The organism is Paraburkholderia pallida (assembly GCF_004524855.1).
Taxonomy (GTDB): domain Bacteria; phylum Pseudomonadota; class Gammaproteobacteria; order Burkholderiales; family Burkholderiaceae; genus Paraburkholderia; species Paraburkholderia oxyphila.
Genome location: NZ_CP038150.1, coordinates 1,285,463 through 1,301,802, shown reverse-complemented (window position 1 = coordinate 1,301,802; position 16,340 = coordinate 1,285,463). Strand labels below are relative to the sequence as shown.

Annotated in this window: 16 protein-coding genes and 1 pseudogene; 5 read left to right on the top strand and 12 right to left on the bottom strand. The window is 64.3% G+C overall.

The features are described 5' to 3' along the window. Positions 1-93: 93 nt before the first annotated feature. From E1956_RS32335 to E1956_RS32325, 3 genes are read right to left on the bottom strand one after another with little or no spacing between them, the layout of a single operon-like run. Positions 94-348, bottom strand: a complete 255-nt coding sequence (locus E1956_RS32335) for a pentapeptide MXKDX repeat protein (RefSeq protein ID WP_134756872.1) — start codon at positions 346-348, stop codon at positions 94-96. A 49-nt stretch (positions 349-397) separates the two neighbouring features. Further along, positions 398-1,183, bottom strand: a complete 786-nt coding sequence (locus tag E1956_RS32330) for a molybdopterin-dependent oxidoreductase (protein WP_134756870.1) — start codon at positions 1,181-1,183, stop codon at positions 398-400. A 31-nt stretch (positions 1,184-1,214) separates the two neighbouring features. Continuing rightward, positions 1,215-1,853 (bottom strand): cytochrome b/b6 domain-containing protein, encoded by a 639-nt coding sequence (locus tag E1956_RS32325; protein ID WP_134756868.1) that lies wholly within the window; start codon positions 1,851-1,853, stop codon positions 1,215-1,217. A 492-nt stretch (positions 1,854-2,345) separates the two neighbouring features. On the opposite strand from E1956_RS32325, the gene E1956_RS32320 reads away from it, so the two are divergent. The 3 genes from E1956_RS32320 to E1956_RS32310 all read left to right on the top strand — a co-directional run bounded on the left by E1956_RS32320 (position 2,346) and on the right by E1956_RS32310 (position 4,548). Continuing rightward, positions 2,346-2,891, top strand: coding sequence for a sigma-70 family RNA polymerase sigma factor (locus tag E1956_RS32320; protein WP_134757932.1), 546 nt, complete (start codon positions 2,346-2,348; stop codon positions 2,889-2,891). Further along, positions 2,888-3,529: a DUF1109 domain-containing protein gene (locus E1956_RS32315; protein ID WP_134756866.1), complete on the top strand. Its 642-nt coding sequence runs from the start codon at positions 2,888-2,890 to the stop codon at positions 3,527-3,529. The genes E1956_RS32320 and E1956_RS32315 overlap by 4 nt, the downstream gene beginning before the upstream one ends. 440 nt (positions 3,530-3,969) lie before the next feature. Beyond that, complete coding sequence (locus tag E1956_RS32310; RefSeq protein WP_134756864.1) at positions 3,970-4,548, top strand: response regulator transcription factor; 579 nt, start codon at positions 3,970-3,972, stop codon at positions 4,546-4,548. A 41-nt stretch (positions 4,549-4,589) separates the two neighbouring features. Here E1956_RS32310 and E1956_RS32305 read toward each other — a convergent pair whose 3' ends face one another. From E1956_RS32305 to E1956_RS32280, 6 genes are all read right to left on the bottom strand, one after another. Then, positions 4,590-5,357 (bottom strand): response regulator transcription factor, encoded by a 768-nt coding sequence (locus E1956_RS32305; protein ID WP_134756862.1) that lies wholly within the window; start codon positions 5,355-5,357, stop codon positions 4,590-4,592. Continuing rightward, on the bottom strand, positions 5,311-6,201 hold the full coding sequence (locus E1956_RS32300; RefSeq protein ID WP_134756860.1) for a DUF2971 domain-containing protein: 891 nt from the start codon (positions 6,199-6,201) through the stop codon (positions 5,311-5,313). Before E1956_RS32300 ends, E1956_RS32305 begins: the two co-directional genes overlap by 47 nt. Before the next feature lie 455 nt (positions 6,202-6,656). Then, positions 6,657-8,057, bottom strand: coding sequence for an MFS transporter (locus tag E1956_RS32295; protein ID WP_134756858.1), 1,401 nt, complete (start codon positions 8,055-8,057; stop codon positions 6,657-6,659). 180 nt (positions 8,058-8,237) lie between these two features. Next, the gene (locus E1956_RS32290) at positions 8,238-9,416 is read right to left on the bottom strand and encodes a CaiB/BaiF CoA transferase family protein (protein ID WP_134756856.1); all 1,179 of its coding nucleotides are present in this window, start codon (positions 9,414-9,416) and stop codon (positions 8,238-8,240) included. A 19-nt stretch (positions 9,417-9,435) separates the two neighbouring features. Next, positions 9,436-10,596: an acyl-CoA dehydrogenase family protein gene (locus tag E1956_RS32285; RefSeq protein WP_134756854.1), complete on the bottom strand. Its 1,161-nt coding sequence runs from the start codon at positions 10,594-10,596 to the stop codon at positions 9,436-9,438. 66 nt (positions 10,597-10,662) lie between these two features. After that, entirely contained in the window at positions 10,663-11,508 is an 846-nt protein-coding gene (locus E1956_RS32280) for an HTD2 family dehydratase (RefSeq protein WP_134756852.1), read from the bottom strand. A gap of 154 nt (positions 11,509-11,662) precedes the next feature. On the opposite strand from E1956_RS32280, the gene E1956_RS32275 reads away from it, so the two are divergent. Beyond that, complete coding sequence (locus tag E1956_RS32275; RefSeq protein WP_134756850.1) at positions 11,663-12,607, top strand: LysR substrate-binding domain-containing protein; 945 nt, start codon at positions 11,663-11,665, stop codon at positions 12,605-12,607. Positions 12,608-12,685: 78 nt separating this feature from the next. Here the strand turns inward: E1956_RS32275 and E1956_RS32270 are convergent, their stop codons facing one another. The 3 genes from E1956_RS32270 to E1956_RS32260 all read right to left on the bottom strand — a co-directional run bounded on the left by E1956_RS32270 (position 12,686) and on the right by E1956_RS32260 (position 14,995). Beyond that, positions 12,686-13,123: a PRC-barrel domain-containing protein gene (locus tag E1956_RS32270; protein ID WP_134756848.1), complete on the bottom strand. Its 438-nt coding sequence runs from the start codon at positions 13,121-13,123 to the stop codon at positions 12,686-12,688. 377 nt (positions 13,124-13,500) lie between these two features. Further along, positions 13,501-14,556 (bottom strand): glycosyltransferase family 2 protein, encoded by a 1,056-nt coding sequence (locus E1956_RS32265; RefSeq protein WP_134756846.1) that lies wholly within the window; start codon positions 14,554-14,556, stop codon positions 13,501-13,503. 85 nt (positions 14,557-14,641) lie between these two features. Next, on the bottom strand, positions 14,642-14,995 hold the full coding sequence (locus tag E1956_RS32260) for a hypothetical protein (RefSeq protein WP_134756844.1): 354 nt from the start codon (positions 14,993-14,995) through the stop codon (positions 14,642-14,644). A gap of 184 nt (positions 14,996-15,179) precedes the next feature. Between E1956_RS32260 and E1956_RS32255 the strand changes: the two are divergent. Further along, a pseudogene (locus E1956_RS32255) lies at positions 15,180-16,331 on the top strand (cysteine desulfurase family protein); the annotation flags it as partial. Positions 16,332-16,340: the final 9 nt, after the last annotated feature.

Here is a 16,340-nt window from a genome sequence, read left to right as displayed (position 1 = left end):
TGGAGCCACGCTGTGTGACGCGGCAGGATACGCTGCCCGCGGCGCAATTCGGTCTACGGTGCAGCTGACGAAATTGCGCCGCGAGCCGCGGGCTCATTGCGACATCGCACCCGAAGCGGGATGGCCCATGGCGTCGTTCTTCTTCATGGCCGTATCCTTGCCCATCTTGTCGTGCGACATCGCACCGTCCTTGCTCATCTTGTCGTGAGACATGGCGTCTTTGCCCATGGTGTCCTTCTGCATGGTGTCGTTGCCCATCGCGCCGCTTGCCTGCGCGAATGCGGTGCCGGTGCCAGCGCCCAACGTGGCGGCGCTGACGACGATAGCGGCGAAAATGATCTTCTTCATGGCTGTGCTCCTTGGTGGGTGAAAAAATGTGGTCCGGCAATTCAGGTCGTCACGAACCGCCGAACCAGTTGTAGCCCTGGTCGACCCAATAGCCGCCGGGGTACGTGTTCGTGACGAAAATTTCGACGATGTGCTTCGGATTCTTGTAGCCAAGCTTGGTCGGCATGCGCAGCTTCATCGGATAGCCGTATTTCGCGGGCAGGCGCTCGCCGTCGTAGTCGAATGCGAGCAGCGTTTGCGGATGCAGCGCAGTGGCCATGTCGATGCTCTCGTAGTAGTCGTCCGCGCAGCGAAAGCCCACGTACTTCGCGCTGGTGTCCGCGCCCACGCGGCGCAGGAAGCCGGCGAACGGCGTGCCGCCCCAGCGCCCGATGGCGCTCCAGCCTTCCACGCAGATATGCCGCGTGATCTGCTCGGCGTGCGGCAGCGTGTAGAGCTCGGGCAGCGTCCACACGCGCTGGCCGGTCACGAGCCCGCTCAGCTTGAGGCGGTAGCTGCCGCCATCCACGACCGGCGCTTCGTCGACGCTGTAGAACGCGTTGAACGGAAACGGCCGCGTGATTTGCGCCTCGGAATAGGTGGGCGCGAGCTGGTGAGGATCGAAGAGCCAGGCCTGCACGCGGTCGTTCAGCCGCGAGACGGCGGTCAGAAACGTGTTGACGGAAGCCTCGTCGGTGATCGAGCAGCCGGTCAGCATCGAAAGTCCGCCGAGCGTGAGCAGGCGCTTGCCGAACAGCCGACGCGAGGGCATGTCGAGCTTGCCAAGTTCGCGGCGCGCATCGGTGAGGATCGCCGCGCGGTCCAGCGTGACGATCTTGCGTTCGTTCGTGTTCATCTGGAATCCTTATCGATGATCTAAGGCGTGCTCAACGGCCGCGCAGCATGGTGAGGAGCGAGCGTGGCACGAGCGCCACCATCGTGACGTGCACGACCACGAACGCGGCCAGCAGCGACATCGCGCAGAAGTGCACGACGCGAGCGTTGTCATAGCCGCCCATGAGCTCGCGCAGCAGCGGGAACTGCACGGATTTCCAGATCGCGAGGCCGGAAAGCACGAGCACGATGAGATCGGCGATGGCGACCAGATAGGCGAGCTTTTGCACGGCGTTGTAGTGGCGCAGGTCGGCGTGCGACAGGTGGCCGGTGAGCGCGGCGCGCAGGTCGGCGAACACGGCGCGCGGGCTTAGCGGAAAGAATTTCGTGAAGGCGCGCCGGCTAGCGATATTGAGCGCCAGATAGACGAGCCCGTTGAAAACGAGCAGCCACATGGCCGCGAAATGCCATTGCAGCGCGCCGCCCAGCCAGCCGCCGAGCGTGATCGACGTCGGGATGACGATGTGGGGGAAGACCGGCGAGGCGTCATAGATGCGCCAGCCCGAAAACATCATGATGAGCGCAGCGAATGCGTTGAGCCAGTGCGTGACGCGCAGCCATAGCGGATGGATCGGGCGCGCCCCGTGCACGAGCGGCTGGCTCGCAGGCGGCTGGGCGGTTGTGGTTTCCATCGCGGTCTCCTCGTGACGTGCTGGTAACGGTGAATTCGTCGAGGGCCGAACTGCGGTTACAGCAGCGCGCGAAAATTTGCATGAAGCGCGCTCAATTGCGGCCGCTGTGAAAAATTTCATGCGATGTGTAACCGCGCGTGCGACGCAGACGAATAGCTTCCAGGGAGCCCCACGCCGTGCGGCGCACGGCAGGCGCGGGCAAGTTCAGGAATGGGGAGCGAGAGCGTGGGCTGGGCGAACACAGCGGCGGGGTGGATGGATACGGGCGAGCGCACCGCGCGCGGCGGCGGCGGAGCGGCCGCTATTGCGGTGCGGGACGCCATGGGCTACGCTCACGCGATCCCGCCCGTATTCGGAGCCGGCGGCGTTGCCGAACCCGGCGATGCCGCGCGCAAGCCTGTTGCAAGCTTCGGCGCGGGTGTGGAAGTCGGCGCGGGCACCGGCACGGGTGCAGGCGCCCCATCCCATCGTCGCGACAACACAGGACGCCCTTTGCATCCCGCGGAAATCCGTCTCAAAGCGCTGTTTCTCGCCGGCCTGGAAGGCGACGCCGACGCGTACCGCCTGTTCCTTCAGGAACTGACGCGGCATTTGCGCGGCTTTCTGCGCAGGCGCATTCCGCAATTGCACGACGACGTGGAAGACCTCGTGCAGGAGATCCTGCTCGCGGTGCACAACGCGCGTCACACGTGGCGCCCCGACGAACCGCTGACCGCCTGGGTGCACGCCATCGCCCGCTACAAACTGATGGATTTTTTCCGCTCGCGCTCCCGCCGCGAATCTTTGAACGACCCGCTCGACGATCACACCGACTTGTTCGCCACTCCCGACGACGAGCCGGCCCAGGCGCGCCGCGACATCGGCAAGCTGCTCGACCAGTTGCCGGACAAGCAGCGCCTGCCCATTGTTCATGTGAAGCTCGAGGGACGCTCGGTGGTGGAAGCCGCGCAACTCACGGGGCTTTCAGAGTCGGCCGTGAAGGTGGGCATCCACCGCGGCCTGAAGGCGCTCGCCGCACGTATTCGGGGGGCGCAATGAAAACCGACGATCTCATCAACCTGCTTTCCACCGGTGTCACGCGCGTGGACCGCAAGGCGGTCTTGCGCCGATTCGCGCGTGCGCTGCCGCTCGGGCTCGCCGGGTCGCTCGTGATCGTCGCGCTGGTGTTCGGCGTGCGGCCCGATCTCATGAGCGTCGCGCAGACGCCGATCTTCTGGGCGAAGCTCGCCTTCCCGGTTGCCGTGGCGCTCACCGCCGCGCGGGTCGTGAGCCGGCTCGGGCGCCCCGGTGTGCGCGGCGGCTTTGCGTGGGCGCTGGTTGCCCTGCCGTTCGTGGGCGTGTGGCTGGCGGGCTGGCTAACGCTGGGCGCGGCCGCGCCGGCCGAGCGCGTGCCGCTCATGCTCGGCGAGTCGTGGCGCATTTGCCCGTTCAACATCCTGCTGCTTTCGGTGCCCACGTTCGCGGCCGTGTTCTGGGCCGCGCGGGGCCTCGCGCCCACTCGCCCGCGTCTGGCGGGCGCCGCCTCGGGCCTCTTTGCGAGCTCGCTGGCCACCATCGCCTACTGCGTGCACTGCCCGGAGATGAGCCCCGCGTTCTGGAGCATCTGGTATGCGCTCGGCATGTTGTTGCCGGCCGCGATTGGCGCGTGGCTCGGGCCGCGGCTGCTGCGCTGGTAATTGAGCTCGTGAATTGGCCGCATTCGAAGCGCGAGTGCGACCTGCGTGTGACATGATTTAACAACCTTTATGCAGGTAGTTGCTCAATAATAGCGTCACTCATCTATAACCCACGTCGAGCTGCATGGCGTGGATGCACTGAGCCCGAGGCGGGTTGCGGTCCACGCTGTTCCCCCACCGATGACCCGCTTCTTTCGCCAGTCCCATTGCTCTTCATACGGGCCTGGCATTTTCTACATCGAATGGATTGCAGCGTGTTCTGCACGTGCGCGCTCGCGCGCAAAAATACTTTGCATCCATTTTGTAAGGCAATAAAAGAGGCAGCTTGATCGAATGCGAATTGCCATTCTCGATAGCGATCCGGAACAAGCAGAGTTCATTCGCGGCGTGCTGGCCCCCGAGGGGGGGGGGTCTGCCGTCCCTTCACGCAGGGCAGGGCCTTGCTGCGCGCGCTGAGGCGCGAGACATTCGACCTGCTCATACTCGATCATGCATTGCCCGATATGGCGGGGTTCGATGTCCTCACGAAGATTCGGGAGATCGTCGCCACGCACGTGCCGGTTGTTTTCGTGACCTCGTTCCAGGCCGATAGTGACGAGACCTCGGCATTGAACGCAGGGGCTGACGACTATCTGATCAAGCCCGTGGAAGCCGGCGTATTGCGCGCCCGCATCGGCTCGGTGTTGCGTCGCGCGCGAGCGGTTGCGTCGGGCAATGGTGAAGAAGCCGGCGACGGGTTCGCATTCGATCCGGTGGCATGCAGCGTTTCGCGCAATGGCGTGGCCGTTCATCTGACCGAGCGGCAATTCAGGCTTGCGCTGCTGTTTTATCAGCATCTGGGAACGACGCTATCGCGCGAGCACATTCTCGATCTGGTCTGGAATGGCGACGCTGGCGTCAGCACGCGAACCATCGACACGCAGATTTGCCGCTTGCGCACGAAGCTCACGCTCGCGCCGGAGAGCGGCTACCGGCTTGCGTCCGTGCATGGACGCGGATACCGGCTCGATCGTCTCTAGTATCGGGTATGCACCGCGCGTGCACTTGTTCGCCACCCGGCCTATGCGTTTGTGAGCTTTTCGAGGCAGTAGCCGTAACCGTAGACGGCGATAATCACGTATTCGTTTTCGGGGCACAGCATAAGCTTCGTTCTTAACCAGCTGACGTGCGTATCGACCGTGCGGGACGGCATGCCCGACGTTTGATGCCAGATCGATTCGAGAATCTGCGCGCGCGACACAGGCAGCCCGGCCTGGCGAAACAGCAGGTAAGCAAGCGCGAATTCGCGATGCGTCAGCGCGATCGCGTTACCGCGCAATGTGACGATGCATTTCGCCGTATCGAATTCGTATGGGCCGAATCGCACCGGCATGCGGGTTTTGGGCCACTGCGCCCGTCGCAGCAGCGAGCTCACGCGGGCACGCAGGACCTCCGGGGTGCGCGCCTTGAGGACATAGTCGTCTGCGCCCGCGTCGAGCGCGGCCGTTTCATCGGCGGCCTTGCGCGGCTCGCCGATGAACAGAACCGGCAGGTCCGCTCCGCAATGCGCTCGCACCCACTTCAGCGCCGTCATGGCGTCGGAGTCGGGATCGAGCCCGATCAGGATCAGCAGATCGAATGGCTGGCTATCCAACCCGGCCGTGAGCAGACCCAGCCTGCGAAAGCGGTGGCAGACGTAACCGTCGTCGCTCAACGTTCTCGCGACATAAGAGGCGAGTCGGGTCGTATCCTCGAAGATGGCGACGATCGTTGCCCGGTCGACGGGCGCTGCTTCATTGTGGCTAAATCGAGAATCGCGGCGAGGCTTCAATGATTTCAGCTTGGTCATAACCGTGAGATACCATCAGCAGTCTGAGCGCATGGTGTTCCTTGATTCCAAAGACGCTCCTGGGGTGCGCGCGCTCGCCATAGTTGGGGCCGATCCAGACTTCACGAACGGCTTCAGGCAGAAATCCGTACTTGAAATAGCTGGTCAGTCCGAACTGCGTCACGCGCCAGCGCAGATGGGGTGTCGGGCCGCTGCGTCCTGACTGTGCGGCGCTTGCGCTGTCGGCAGGCGACGCGTAGACGAGGCGCCATTCCTGCTCGTGCCGGAACGAAGGATCCTTGGCAACGACGCCGAGCCACTCGCAAGCCTGCGCGGCGATACGGGCGCGCAGCGTTCTGTCATGCGTGCCGCCGTCGACGACCAGGCTCTTCAGCGCTTCGATGTGCCGTGTCAGCGTGGAGTCGTCGCCGTAGAGGACAGGTGAGAGCACGTATCCGCGTTCGGAGTCGGCTAGCACGCTCTGTGGTTCCGCGGTACGCGCGTCGCCCGGCGTATCCGCACAGTCCATTTCCAGTTGCAGCACGCCCGTATCGAATCCGATCGCGAGCCCTCTACCGCGGTCCGCATAGTTGAGCCATTGCGTAGTGGCGTCGCGGTTCCCCGAGAAGCAACAGGTGAACAACTCCCGGCGGCTGACGTTCAGGGCGAGCAAGAGCTCGGTGGCGGCTCCATTCGGTGCCTGCGGCTCGCGCTGATTGCCGGCCAATGCATTGACGAGCATCGAGCCGATGCCATCGCCCACGCGAGGATCGAACATCTTTCGTGCATTACTGAGCCAGAGCGCCTTGCTCTCGATGATCGAGAGAAAGGCATGCGGATCGCAGTAGTGGTAAATGATGGCCATACGATTATCCGGGGTGGCGATGAAGCGCTCGAGCGCGGTTCAGGGCGATCGAAAATTGCATACACGGTTCGCAGGGCATATCGGGCTATGGATGCGGCAAGGCCGTTCCTCCACGAAAGTATTTAATGTGGATTGCTTAACAATGTTCGAATCATGAAATCGATAAATCGTCGTGCAATCACGACGGCCGATCAGAACAGGTATTGAAACGTGCGGCTACGTGTCGGTGCGAATTCTTGTCGATTTAGATGTCGAGGCGCGACAGTAACTGTTCAATATCCGTCAAACAATAGGCCAATTGTTAATAAGTTACAGTGCTCGCTGCACGCAAAGTGCGCTGCGCATGCGTATTGAAAGATTAGGGCCGCAGTTTCTCCGGCCAGAAATAGAAAAAGCGCCGCTTGAATGAAGCGGCGCTTTTTGCGCGAACAGGAAGGCAGCAGAATGCGAAAGCCTCAGCGCCCCTCGGTACTGCACGCGACCGTAGCGTTGCTGCCCAGCGCCTGGGCATCGCCGGTTTCGGGTTTGATGTCTTCGAGCGCGGCGCAACTCGTCTCCACGCGCAGCACGAGAATGGCCGCGCAGAGGACGGCGAGAATGGCGCTCACCATGGCGATCACACCCGAGACGCCGAATCGCTCGTAGAGCAGCAGCGCGAGCCACGGTGTGGCGATCGACGAGGCGCGCCCGCATGTTCCGGCCACCCCTGTGCCGCGCAGCCGTACCTCGGTGGGAAACAGTTCGGGAATGTAACCGAACAGCCCGAGTGTGCAGATCGTGTAGATCGCGCTCACGAGACAGAAGCCCACGAGCATGATGGCGAAGGGCTCGCGTAGTGTCACATAGACCCAGCCGAGCGCGACGCTTACGGCCGAAGCGATCAGGATGCCGCGCGCGCGGCCCACGCGGTCGGCGATGAAATAGCCGATCAGGCCGCCGACGGGCGAACCTGCCGACATCGCGAACACGAAGCCGAGCGACTTGACGACGGAGAGCCCCTGCGCGACGAAGAACGTCGGCAACCACGCAATGAAGCCATACAGGCCCACGTTGACGCCGATGGCCGTAAGCGAAGCCACGACCGTGCGGCTGCGCATGCCCTTGGCGAACAGCGCGCCGAGTGGCACCCTGCCCTTGTTCAGATTGACGGCGCGCTGTACGGGTGGCAATTCGCCGGTCTGGGCGCGCACTTCACGCTCGATTTCGGCGAGCGTCGCTTCCGCCTCGTCGAGTCGGCCCACCGATTCGAGCCAGCGCGGCGACTCCGGCATGCGGTGGCGCAGGAACCAGACGACGAGTGCGCCCACGCCGGCGAGCGCGAACATATAGCGCCAGCCGAGATGCGGAATGACCCAGTAGCCTGCCGCGAGCGCCGCGAACAGGCCGCTGTTGGTAATGACCGCGAGCAGTGAGACCCACTTGCCGCGCGTGGCGGGAGGAACGAATTCCGCGAGCGTGCCCGCAGCGACGACAAGCTCGGCGCCAAGTCCGAGACCCATGATGAAGCGCAGCGCGATGAGCCACTCGATGCTGGGCGCGAAGCACGCGGCGATCGAGGCGAGGCCGAACACGGCAAGATTGAGCTGATACGAGTAGCGACGGCCGAGCCTGTCACCGAGCCAGCCCGCGATAAATGCGCCCAGCATCATGCCGACGAACGTGGAGGAAACGAACATCGCGCCATGATGAAGGTCGGTGAAGCCGTCCTTCACCATGGCTGCGACGGAGCCGTTCGCGAGATAGATGTCGAAGGCGTCGAGGAACGCGCCGCCGGCGATGAGACCGAGAATCTTCCAGTGGAAGCGGGAAATGGGTAGCCTGTCCAGGCGCCCGGCGGCGTTGACCGCGTGTTGCATGGTGTCGTCTCCTGTGTATTGCCGCCAACGCATGCAGGGCGCGTGCGCTGGCTCTTGCTTCTCGTGCCGCTGCGTTGTTGGACTTATGTGTGCGGCTTATGTCCTGCTGAATTTATTCAGTATTGCTTAGCTAATTGGTGATTTGCGAAGAATCGGAACGGCGCGATTCGCCGCACGCCTTCAAACCGCACCACCCTCCCGCAACGCGCGAACGCTCACCTCGTCATAGCCAAGCTCACGCAGAATGGCATCGGTGTGCTCGCCCAGCGCGGGCACCGGGTCCATTCTCGGATCATCGGCGAGCGTCACGCCCGGCGGCAGCAGCGCGGGAATCTCGCCAGCGGGCGTGCCCACGTGCGTCCAGCGCTCGCGTGCGGCGAGTTGCTCGTGCGCCCACACTGCCTGCATGTCGTTGATATGCGCGTTCGCGATCTTCGCGGCTTCGAGGCGCTCGATCACCTCGCCCGCAGTGAGACCGCCAAACGCCTCTTCGATAAGCTTGCCAAGCTCCGCGCGATGCGCCACGCGCCGGCTGTTCGAGCAGAAGCGCTCGTCCCCGGCCAGCGCCGGTTGGCGCAAGACGATTTCGCAGAAGCTCTTCCATTCACGCTCGTTCTGCAGACCGAGCATGACGGACTTGCCGTCGCCGGCCTTGAACGGGCCGTAGGGATAGATCGTCGCGTGCGCCGCGCCGTTGCGCTGCGGCGGCGTCTGGCCGTCGATCGCATAGTAGAGCGGGTAGCTCATCCACTCGACCATGCTCTCCAGCATCGAAACGTCGATGCGGCGCCCGCTCCCCGTCTTGCCGCGTTCGATGAGCGCCGCAAGGATGCTCGAATACGCGTACATGCCCGCCGAAATATCGGCGATCGAGCAGCCGGCCTTGGCCGGCTCGTCGGGCGAGCCCGTGATGCTGAGAAAGCCCGACTCGCTCTGGATCAGCAGGTCATAGGCCTTCTTGTCGCGATACGGGCCGTCGCTGCCATAGCCGGAGATATCGCAGACGATCAGGCGCGGGTAGCGCTCGCGCAGCGTCTCGTAGTCGAGCCCGAGCCGTTGCGTGGCGCCGGGCGCGAGATTCTGCACGAACACGTCGGCGTTGGCGAGCAGCGCGTGCACGATCTCCAGGGCTTCGGCGCGCTTCACGTCGAGCGTGATGCTCTCCTTCGAGCGATTCGTCCAGACGAAATGCGAAGCGAGACCGTGCACGCGCTCGTCGTAGCCGCGCGCAAAGTCGCCCGCGCCGGGGCGTTCGACCTTGATGACGCGCGCGCCCAGATCGGCGAGCTGGCGCGTGCAGAAGGGCGCCGCGATCGCATGTTCGAACGTGACGACCTTGATGCCTTCGAGAGGACGCATGGCAGGCTCCCTGGTGCAATCAGAATGAACGCGGCAGGCCGAGAATGTGCTCGGCGACGTACGAGAGAATCAGGTTCGTCGAGATCGGCGCGACCTGGTAGAGGCGCGTCTCGCGGAACTTGCGCTCCACATCGTACTCGCAGGCAAAGCCGAAGCCGCCGTGGAATTGCAGACAGGCGTTCGCGGCTTCCCACGAGGCGTCCGCCGCGAGCAGCTTGGCCATGTTCGCCTGCGCGCCGCAGGGCTCGTGCGCGTCGAAGCGGCGGGCCGCCTCGAAACGCATCAGGTTCGCGGCTTCCACGTTGATGAACGCGCGCGCGATGGGGAACTGCACGCCCTGGTTCTGGCCGATCGGGCGGCCGAATACCTGGCGCTCCTTGACATATTTCGAGACCTTGTCGACGAACCAGTAGCCGTCGCCGATGCATTCCGCGGCAATCAGCGTGCGCTCGGCATTCAGCCCGTCGAGGATGTACTTGAAGCCCTTGCCTTCTTCGCCGATCAAGTTTTCCGCGGGAATTTCGAGGTTGTCGAAGAACAGCTCGTTGGTCTCGTGATTGACCATGTTGAGGATCGGCTGCACAGTCAGGCCCTTGCCGATCGCTTCGTGCAGATCGACCATGAAGATCGACATGCCTTCGCTCTTCTTCGTCACGTCCGAGAGCGGCGTGGTGCGCGCGAGCAGGATCATGAGGTCGGAGTGCTGCACGCGCGAGATCCAGACCTTCTGGCCGTTGATCACGTAGCGGTCGCCTTTGCGCACGGCCGTGGTCTTGATCTTCGTGGTGTCGGTGCCGGTGGTGGGCTCGGTCACGCCCATCGACTGCAGGCGCAACTCGCCGCTCGCGATCTTCGGCAGATACTTGCGTTTCTGCTCGGCCGAGCCGTGGCGCAGCAGCGTGCCCATGTTGTACATCTGGCCGTGACAGGCGCCCGAGTTGCCGCCGCTGCGGTTGATCTCCTCCATGATGACCGAGGCCTCGGTGAGGCCGAGACCCGAGCCTCCGTATTCCTGGGGAATCAGCGCGGCCAGCCAGCCCGCTTTCGTGAGCGCGTCGACGAAGGCTTCGGGGTAGCCGCGCTGTTCGTCGATCTTGCGGAAATACTCGCCCGGAAACTGGCTGCACAGATCGCGCACGGCTTCGCGGATGTCCTGGTATTGATCGGTAGCGTCGTTCATTGCATGGTTCCCTGCGTGTTTCCTGGTTGATTCGTCCTGGTGGATTCGTCCAGATGGTCCGGTGATTCAGGCGAGCACGGCGCGGGCCGACATGGTCAGCCAGCCTTCGTGATCTTTCGCCCAGAGTTCGACCGCCTGGCCGTCCGCGGTGCGGCGGCCGCATACGGTGAAGGAGTGGCCGAGAAAGGTCGGGCGCACCGCCTTGAAGCTGTACTCGCGCACGACGGCTTCGGGCGCGAAACGCGCCACCGTGTCGAGCAGCAGCGTGGCGATCAGCGGCCCGTGCACGACGAGGTCCGGATAGCCTTCGACGTTGCGTGTGTAGTCGCGGTCGTAGTGAATGCGATGGCCGTTGAAGGTGAGCGCCGAATAGCGGAACAGCAGCGCCTCGGTGGGCGCGATCTCGCGCTGCCAGTCGGCACCGGCCGGCGCCGGTGTGGGCTTGGGCTGCGGTTGACCCGGCGGCGCGGACTCGCGATAGACGATGTCCTGCTCTTCGCGGATGGCGGTCACGCCGCCGACCTGAATATCGTGCTCGACGGTGACGAACGCGAGACGACCGCTGCGGCCCTCCTTGTGCTCGACCGAGAGCACGCGCGAGACGCGCGCGGCCTGCGCGCCTATCGTAAGCGGCGCGTTGAACGTCATGCGCCCGCCTGCCGCCATGCGCCGCGGCAGACCCAGATCGGGAAGGAAGCCGCCCTTTTGCGGATGCCCGTCGGCGCCCAGCCCGGCTTGCGGCGCGGTGGTCCAGAAGTAGAGCCAGTGCCAGATCGGCGGAAGTGCGTCGCCCAGACCCGGCGTGCGGCTGCTGTCGAGCGTAGCGGCCAGCGCGCCAGCGGGTGCGGGGGCTATGAGGTCGGTGACCGTCTGGACCGGTTGTATGAGCGGTTCAGCCAGGGGGGTGTTCATCGCCGTCTCCAATGCTGGTTTCGCCAACACTTTGCTATAGGGGAATGAGGCGACTGTATGCGAATGTTCCGGAGCGCGGAAATACGGATTGAATGTACCGGTCATAAGGGTATCCTATGACCCTCGCACTGGAAGGATCACAAGGGCCGCGCCCATGGACGTTCGTCAGCTTCGCTACTTCGTGAACATCGTCGATTACGGCAGTCTCGGCAAGGCCGCGGAAAAGCTCTACGTGGCGCAGCCGTCGCTCAGCCAGCAGATCGCGAAGCTGGAAGACGACCTCGGTGTGCCGCTGCTCGTGCGCAGCCCGCAGGGCGTGAAGCCCACTGCCGCGGGCCAGGCGTTGTACCGTCACGCGCGCCTCGTGCTGCATCAGATGGAGCAATTGCGCCAGGAGGTGCGCGAGGGCGTGGGCGCGGAATCGGGCACGGTCGCCATCGGCTTGCCCACGACCATGGCCTCGGTGCTGGCGATGCCGGTCTTCGAGCGCGTGCGCGAGCGCTATCCGGGCATCCGTCTGCAATTCTTCGAGAGCATGAGCGGCTACCTGAACGAACTGCTTGCGAATGGCCGTCTCGACCTCGCGATCCTGTTTCGCGACACGGCCACGCCCGGTATCTCGGCGCAGCCCGTGCTCGACGAAGAGCTCTGCGTGCTCGGCGAGCCGGGGCTGCCGGCGCGCGCGCGTACCTGCCCGCTGGCGGCGCTCGCCGATGTGCCGCTGGTGGCGCCCGGCGTGGCCAACGGGCTGCGCCTGTTGATCGAAAGAACCTTTGCGCGCGAGCAGGTGCCGTTGAACATCGTCGCGGACGTGGACTCGTTGCCCATGTTGCTCTCGGTCGCGCAGTCTGGCGCGGCGTGCACGATTCTGCCCGCTTCGGCGCTGGCGTTGCGCGCACAGGCCGAGCGGCCCAGGATGCGGCGCATCGTCGATCCGGTGATCAGGCGTCCGGCGAGCATCTGCTGGCCGAATGCATTGCCGGTGAGTTCCGCTTCGCTTGCCGTGCGGCGCACGCTTTGCGAACTGATCGAGGAGCTTTGCGCGAGCGGCGTCTGGACCGGAATTGAACTGCGGGAGGCGGGGCTGGCGGCGGGGTGATGCGTGGCGTCGAGAAAGGCGCCACGCATGGGTCTGCTGCGAGGCCAGTCCAGGAGGATGCTGGCCTCACGCACTATCTTAGTGCTTGATATCGGCTTGCTTGGGCTTGGGCGGCGATACGACCTTCGCGTACTGGAATGCCGGCGTGGCCTTGATCGCTTCCTTGGTTGCACCCGGCAGATACAGATTGCCGTTGCGCACGTCGAGCGAGGCGATAGGCACGGCCACGTCGTGGGCGGCGACGCCGAGGAAGCCGCCTGCCGAGACGATGGCGGCCGAGACGGTGCCGTCCGGCGCGATGATCAGGTCGCGCACCGTGCCCACCTTGGCGTTGTCGTCGTTATAGACGGCCTTGCCGAGCACGCTCTTCTTCACGCTCCAGCCTTCGAGCAGCGCCTGCGATTGCTCGACCGTCACGCTCAGCGGCTGGGCGCCGGCGACCTGGGCTTGCGCGCCTGCGCTCACCACGCTTGCAGCCAGAACGGCGGCCGTCAACATCGTCATGCGGAAAGACATTTACTGTGCTCCTGATTCAAGGTTCTACTTCAAATTCAACCGGCCGCAGGGACCGCGCGAAAAACTCAAATTGCAATACTAGCGGGATTGAGCAATGGCTGCGCGTAACTTGCATGCGGGTTTGATGCGCTGACAGGAGACACAGATAACGGGCGACGCATACGCAGTCCCCACTTGACATCACGGAATTCTCTTTTTACGGGCGTGGGAACGATCGTTCCGCTGCTGGAGCGGCGCGAGGTGAGCAGCTAGATGGTGGAGGAGGGCGAAGCCTGAAGCAGCGATGGCCATCAGGTTTTCACCTTGCGGGGCTCGGAGCGCTGGGCGCGCCCGAGCCGCCGCCGCCGCGCGAGGGCGGCAAAATCGCGGCGTGGCGCTCAGGGAAGGCGCGTGCGCGTGACATCGACCATCGGCGCGACATCGAGCACCGGCGCAACAGGGGGCACCTCCACGCCCGCTTCGTCCGCATCGAATGCGAGCGCTGGCGTCCGCCTTTTCGCGCGCCGCGCGCTCTTCCAGATCATCAGCAGGTGATAGTAGAGCCGCGGGCTCAAGCCGAACCGGTATGCATGCAGATTCCCGAGCGCGAGGTGCAGGCCGGCGCGCGCCTTGTCGTTGCGCGCATAGAGCGACACCACGATAGGCACGAAGCGGCGCATCGCGAGCTTGCGCGCGGGCTCGAGCGCGGGCGGCAGCGTCAGCCCCTGGAGGAAGCTCCAGGCGGCGAGCGACGACGCGCTAGTCGTATTGCGCGTCGACTGGGAAACCGAGACATCGGTTTTTCGGTAATAGGAGACGTGTTCGTCGATGTAGCAGACCCCACGCGCGGCCAGGCACAGGCGCACGCCGAAGACGTAATCGCAGCACACGGCATGCTGCTCGTCATAGCTGATCTGCTTGACGAGCGCGGCATCGGCGAGCCAGCCGTTGTTCGGGAACATCTGCACGATGCCGGTGCGTCCCGGCAGGGCTTGAAGCCCCGCCGCCGCCGGCGTGCGGTGATAGGCGTGATTCATGCGCTGGCTCGACGCGTGATCCACGCTGCCGTCGTGGTCGACTTCGTATTGATTGCCGAACGCCGCCTGAATCTCCGGATGGCGCTCCCATTGCGCGAGCAGGCGTTCGATGCAGTGCCCGGCGAGGTAGTCGTCGTCGTGGATCAGCAGGATCTTGTCGCCCGTTGCGCGCGCAAAGAGGCTCGCGACATTGCGCGACTGACCGAGCGCGGGCGTATTGCGCCGATAAGCGATGCGCTTGTCGTTGCCGTACCGCGCGGCGATCAGGCGTTCGGTCTGCTCGTCCGGCGAATCGTCGCCGATCACGATTTCGATGTTCGTGTGCGTCTGCGCGAGACACGATTCGATGCAGCCGATCAGCAGATCCGGACGCTTGTACGTGGGCAGACAAATCGAAACTTTGGTTTTTATCGTCATGGGCCTACCCCTTGTTCCTGAGGGACGATGAAGAGGTTCGCATTGCGAACGCCAATCAACTGGCATGACGGTAAGGGATCAAAACTCAAAAGAAATTGAAAATAAATCGCAAGCCGGGGTAATGCGGGAAAACGCGTATCTGGCGGGAATTGCGCGCGAATCGTGCGAAGATTCGAAAAGAAAATCGTGGTTGCGTCAGCAAGCGCCATGCCTTGCGGCTTGCCGACGGGGCGCGTGCCCGCAAAGTGGCGTCCGGTGGGTTTCTCGCCCTAAATTCGAGTGACCCGGCGCGGCGGCGCGAGGCACCTGGAAGCCGCGTTGAAGGGGCCGCATCTCGATGGCTGGCGTGGCTTTCCGGCGCGGCCGGATTATTTTCTGAATGGCGGCGCCATATATTGCGCTTTTCCCATTCCGAAATGGCGAAATACACGCCATTCACGTCAGGCTCATTTTGTCGAAGGTGGTCTCAGCCAGTGGCTGTGTCGCGGCGATGCCTCCAGCCGATCGGCGCGAAGAGAAAATAATTCTTTAGCCGCCGAGTGCCGGCCGCAATTATGGAATCCCTTTCTACGGACCGCCGCGTAGCATGGTGCCCCATTCAATCAGCAACAGAACGACGGACAATGGGCGACAAACTGCACTATTTCGATTACGCGGCCACGACGCCGGCCGACCCGCGCGTGATCGCGTCGATGTGCGAATGCCTCGGCATCGAGGGCGCATTCGGCAATCCCGCTTCCAGCTCGCACGCGGCGGGCACGAAGGCACGCGGCCTCGTGGAGCAGGCGCGCGCGCAGGTCGCGGCGCTGATCGGCGCCGGGGCCGATGAAATCGTCTGGACCTCGGGCGCCACCGAATCGAACAACCTCGCCCTGAAGGGCTACGCCGACGCGGCCACGGGCAAGCGCCATCTGGTCACGAGCTGCCTCGAGCACAAGGCGATTCTCGACACCATGGCGAGCCTCGAAGCGCGCGGCATGACGGTTACCTACGTGCGTCCGTCGGCCGACGGCAGCATTGGCGTGGAGGCCGTCAAGGCGGCCTTGCGCAGCGACACCGGCCTCGTCTCGCTCATGCTCGTGAACAACGAGATCGGCACGCTCACGGACATCGCCGCAATCGCGCCGCTCGTGCATGCCGCGGGCGCGCTGCTGCATGTGGATGCGGCGCAGGCGCTCGGCAAGACGCCCATCGACGTGAAGGCGATGGGCATCGACTTGCTGTCGATGTCGGCGCACAAGGTCTATGGGCCCAAGGGCATTGGCGCGCTCTATGTGCGCCGCGAGGTGGCCGCGCAAATCGCGCCGCAGATGCATGGCGGCGGCCACGAGCGGGGACTGCGCTCGGGTACGCTCGCCACGCACCAGATCGTGGGCATGGGCACGGCCTGCGCACTGGCCGCATCCGCGATGGAGGCCGATACGCAGCGCATCGCGCGTCTCGCCGAGCGTCTGCTCGATGGCGTGCGTGACTTCGAAGGCGTGACCCAGAATGCGCGTGCGGCGCGCAGGATCGTGCACACGCTGAGCCTCACCATCGGCTTGCCCGGCTTCTTCCCGTTCATGCTGGCGGCGGATCTGGCCGTATCGTCCACCTCGGCGTGCAACTCGGCCTCGGGCGCGCCTTCGCACGTGCTGAGCGCGATTGGGCTCGACGCCGAAGCGGCCAGCCGCACGCTGCGCTTCAGCATCGGCCGCTATACGACGCAGGACGATGTCGATCGCGCGATCGAGTGCATACGCACGGTCGTCGCGCAATGCGCACCTGTTGCAGCCTGCGCGCGC

What these genes read in the sequence shown, in the direction of transcription:
- E1956_RS32330 (WP_134756870.1), bottom strand. Translation starts at nt 1,183, where the DNA reads ATGAACACGAACGAACGCAAGATCGTCACGCTGGACCGCGCGGCGATC.
- E1956_RS32280 (WP_134756852.1), bottom strand. Translation starts at nt 11,508, where the DNA reads ATGAACACCCCCCTGGCTGAACCGCTCATACAACCGGTCCAGACGGTC.
- E1956_RS32290 (WP_134756856.1), bottom strand. Translation starts at nt 9,416, where the DNA reads ATGCGTCCTCTCGAAGGCATCAAGGTCGTCACGTTCGAACATGCGATC.
- E1956_RS32325 (WP_134756868.1), bottom strand. Translation starts at nt 1,853, where the DNA reads ATGGAAACCACAACCGCCCAGCCGCCTGCGAGCCAGCCGCTCGTGCAC.
- E1956_RS32275 (WP_134756850.1), top strand. Translation starts at nt 11,663, where the DNA reads ATGGACGTTCGTCAGCTTCGCTACTTCGTGAACATCGTCGATTACGGC.
- E1956_RS32270 (WP_134756848.1), bottom strand. Translation starts at nt 13,123, where the DNA reads ATGTCTTTCCGCATGACGATGTTGACGGCCGCCGTTCTGGCTGCAAGC.
- E1956_RS32305 (WP_134756862.1), bottom strand. Translation starts at nt 5,357, where the DNA reads ATGACCAAGCTGAAATCATTGAAGCCTCGCCGCGATTCTCGATTTAGC.
- E1956_RS32300 (WP_134756860.1), bottom strand. Translation starts at nt 6,201, where the DNA reads ATGGCCATCATTTACCACTACTGCGATCCGCATGCCTTTCTCTCGATC.
- E1956_RS32295 (WP_134756858.1), bottom strand. Translation starts at nt 8,057, where the DNA reads ATGCAACACGCGGTCAACGCCGCCGGGCGCCTGGACAGGCTACCCATT.
- E1956_RS32335 (WP_134756872.1), bottom strand. Translation starts at nt 348, where the DNA reads ATGAAGAAGATCATTTTCGCCGCTATCGTCGTCAGCGCCGCCACGTTG.
- E1956_RS32285 (WP_134756854.1), bottom strand. Translation starts at nt 10,596, where the DNA reads ATGAACGACGCTACCGATCAATACCAGGACATCCGCGAAGCCGTGCGC.
- E1956_RS32265 (WP_134756846.1), bottom strand. Translation starts at nt 14,556, where the DNA reads ATGACGATAAAAACCAAAGTTTCGATTTGTCTGCCCACGTACAAGCGT.
- E1956_RS32315 (WP_134756866.1), top strand. Translation starts at nt 2,888, where the DNA reads ATGAAAACCGACGATCTCATCAACCTGCTTTCCACCGGTGTCACGCGC.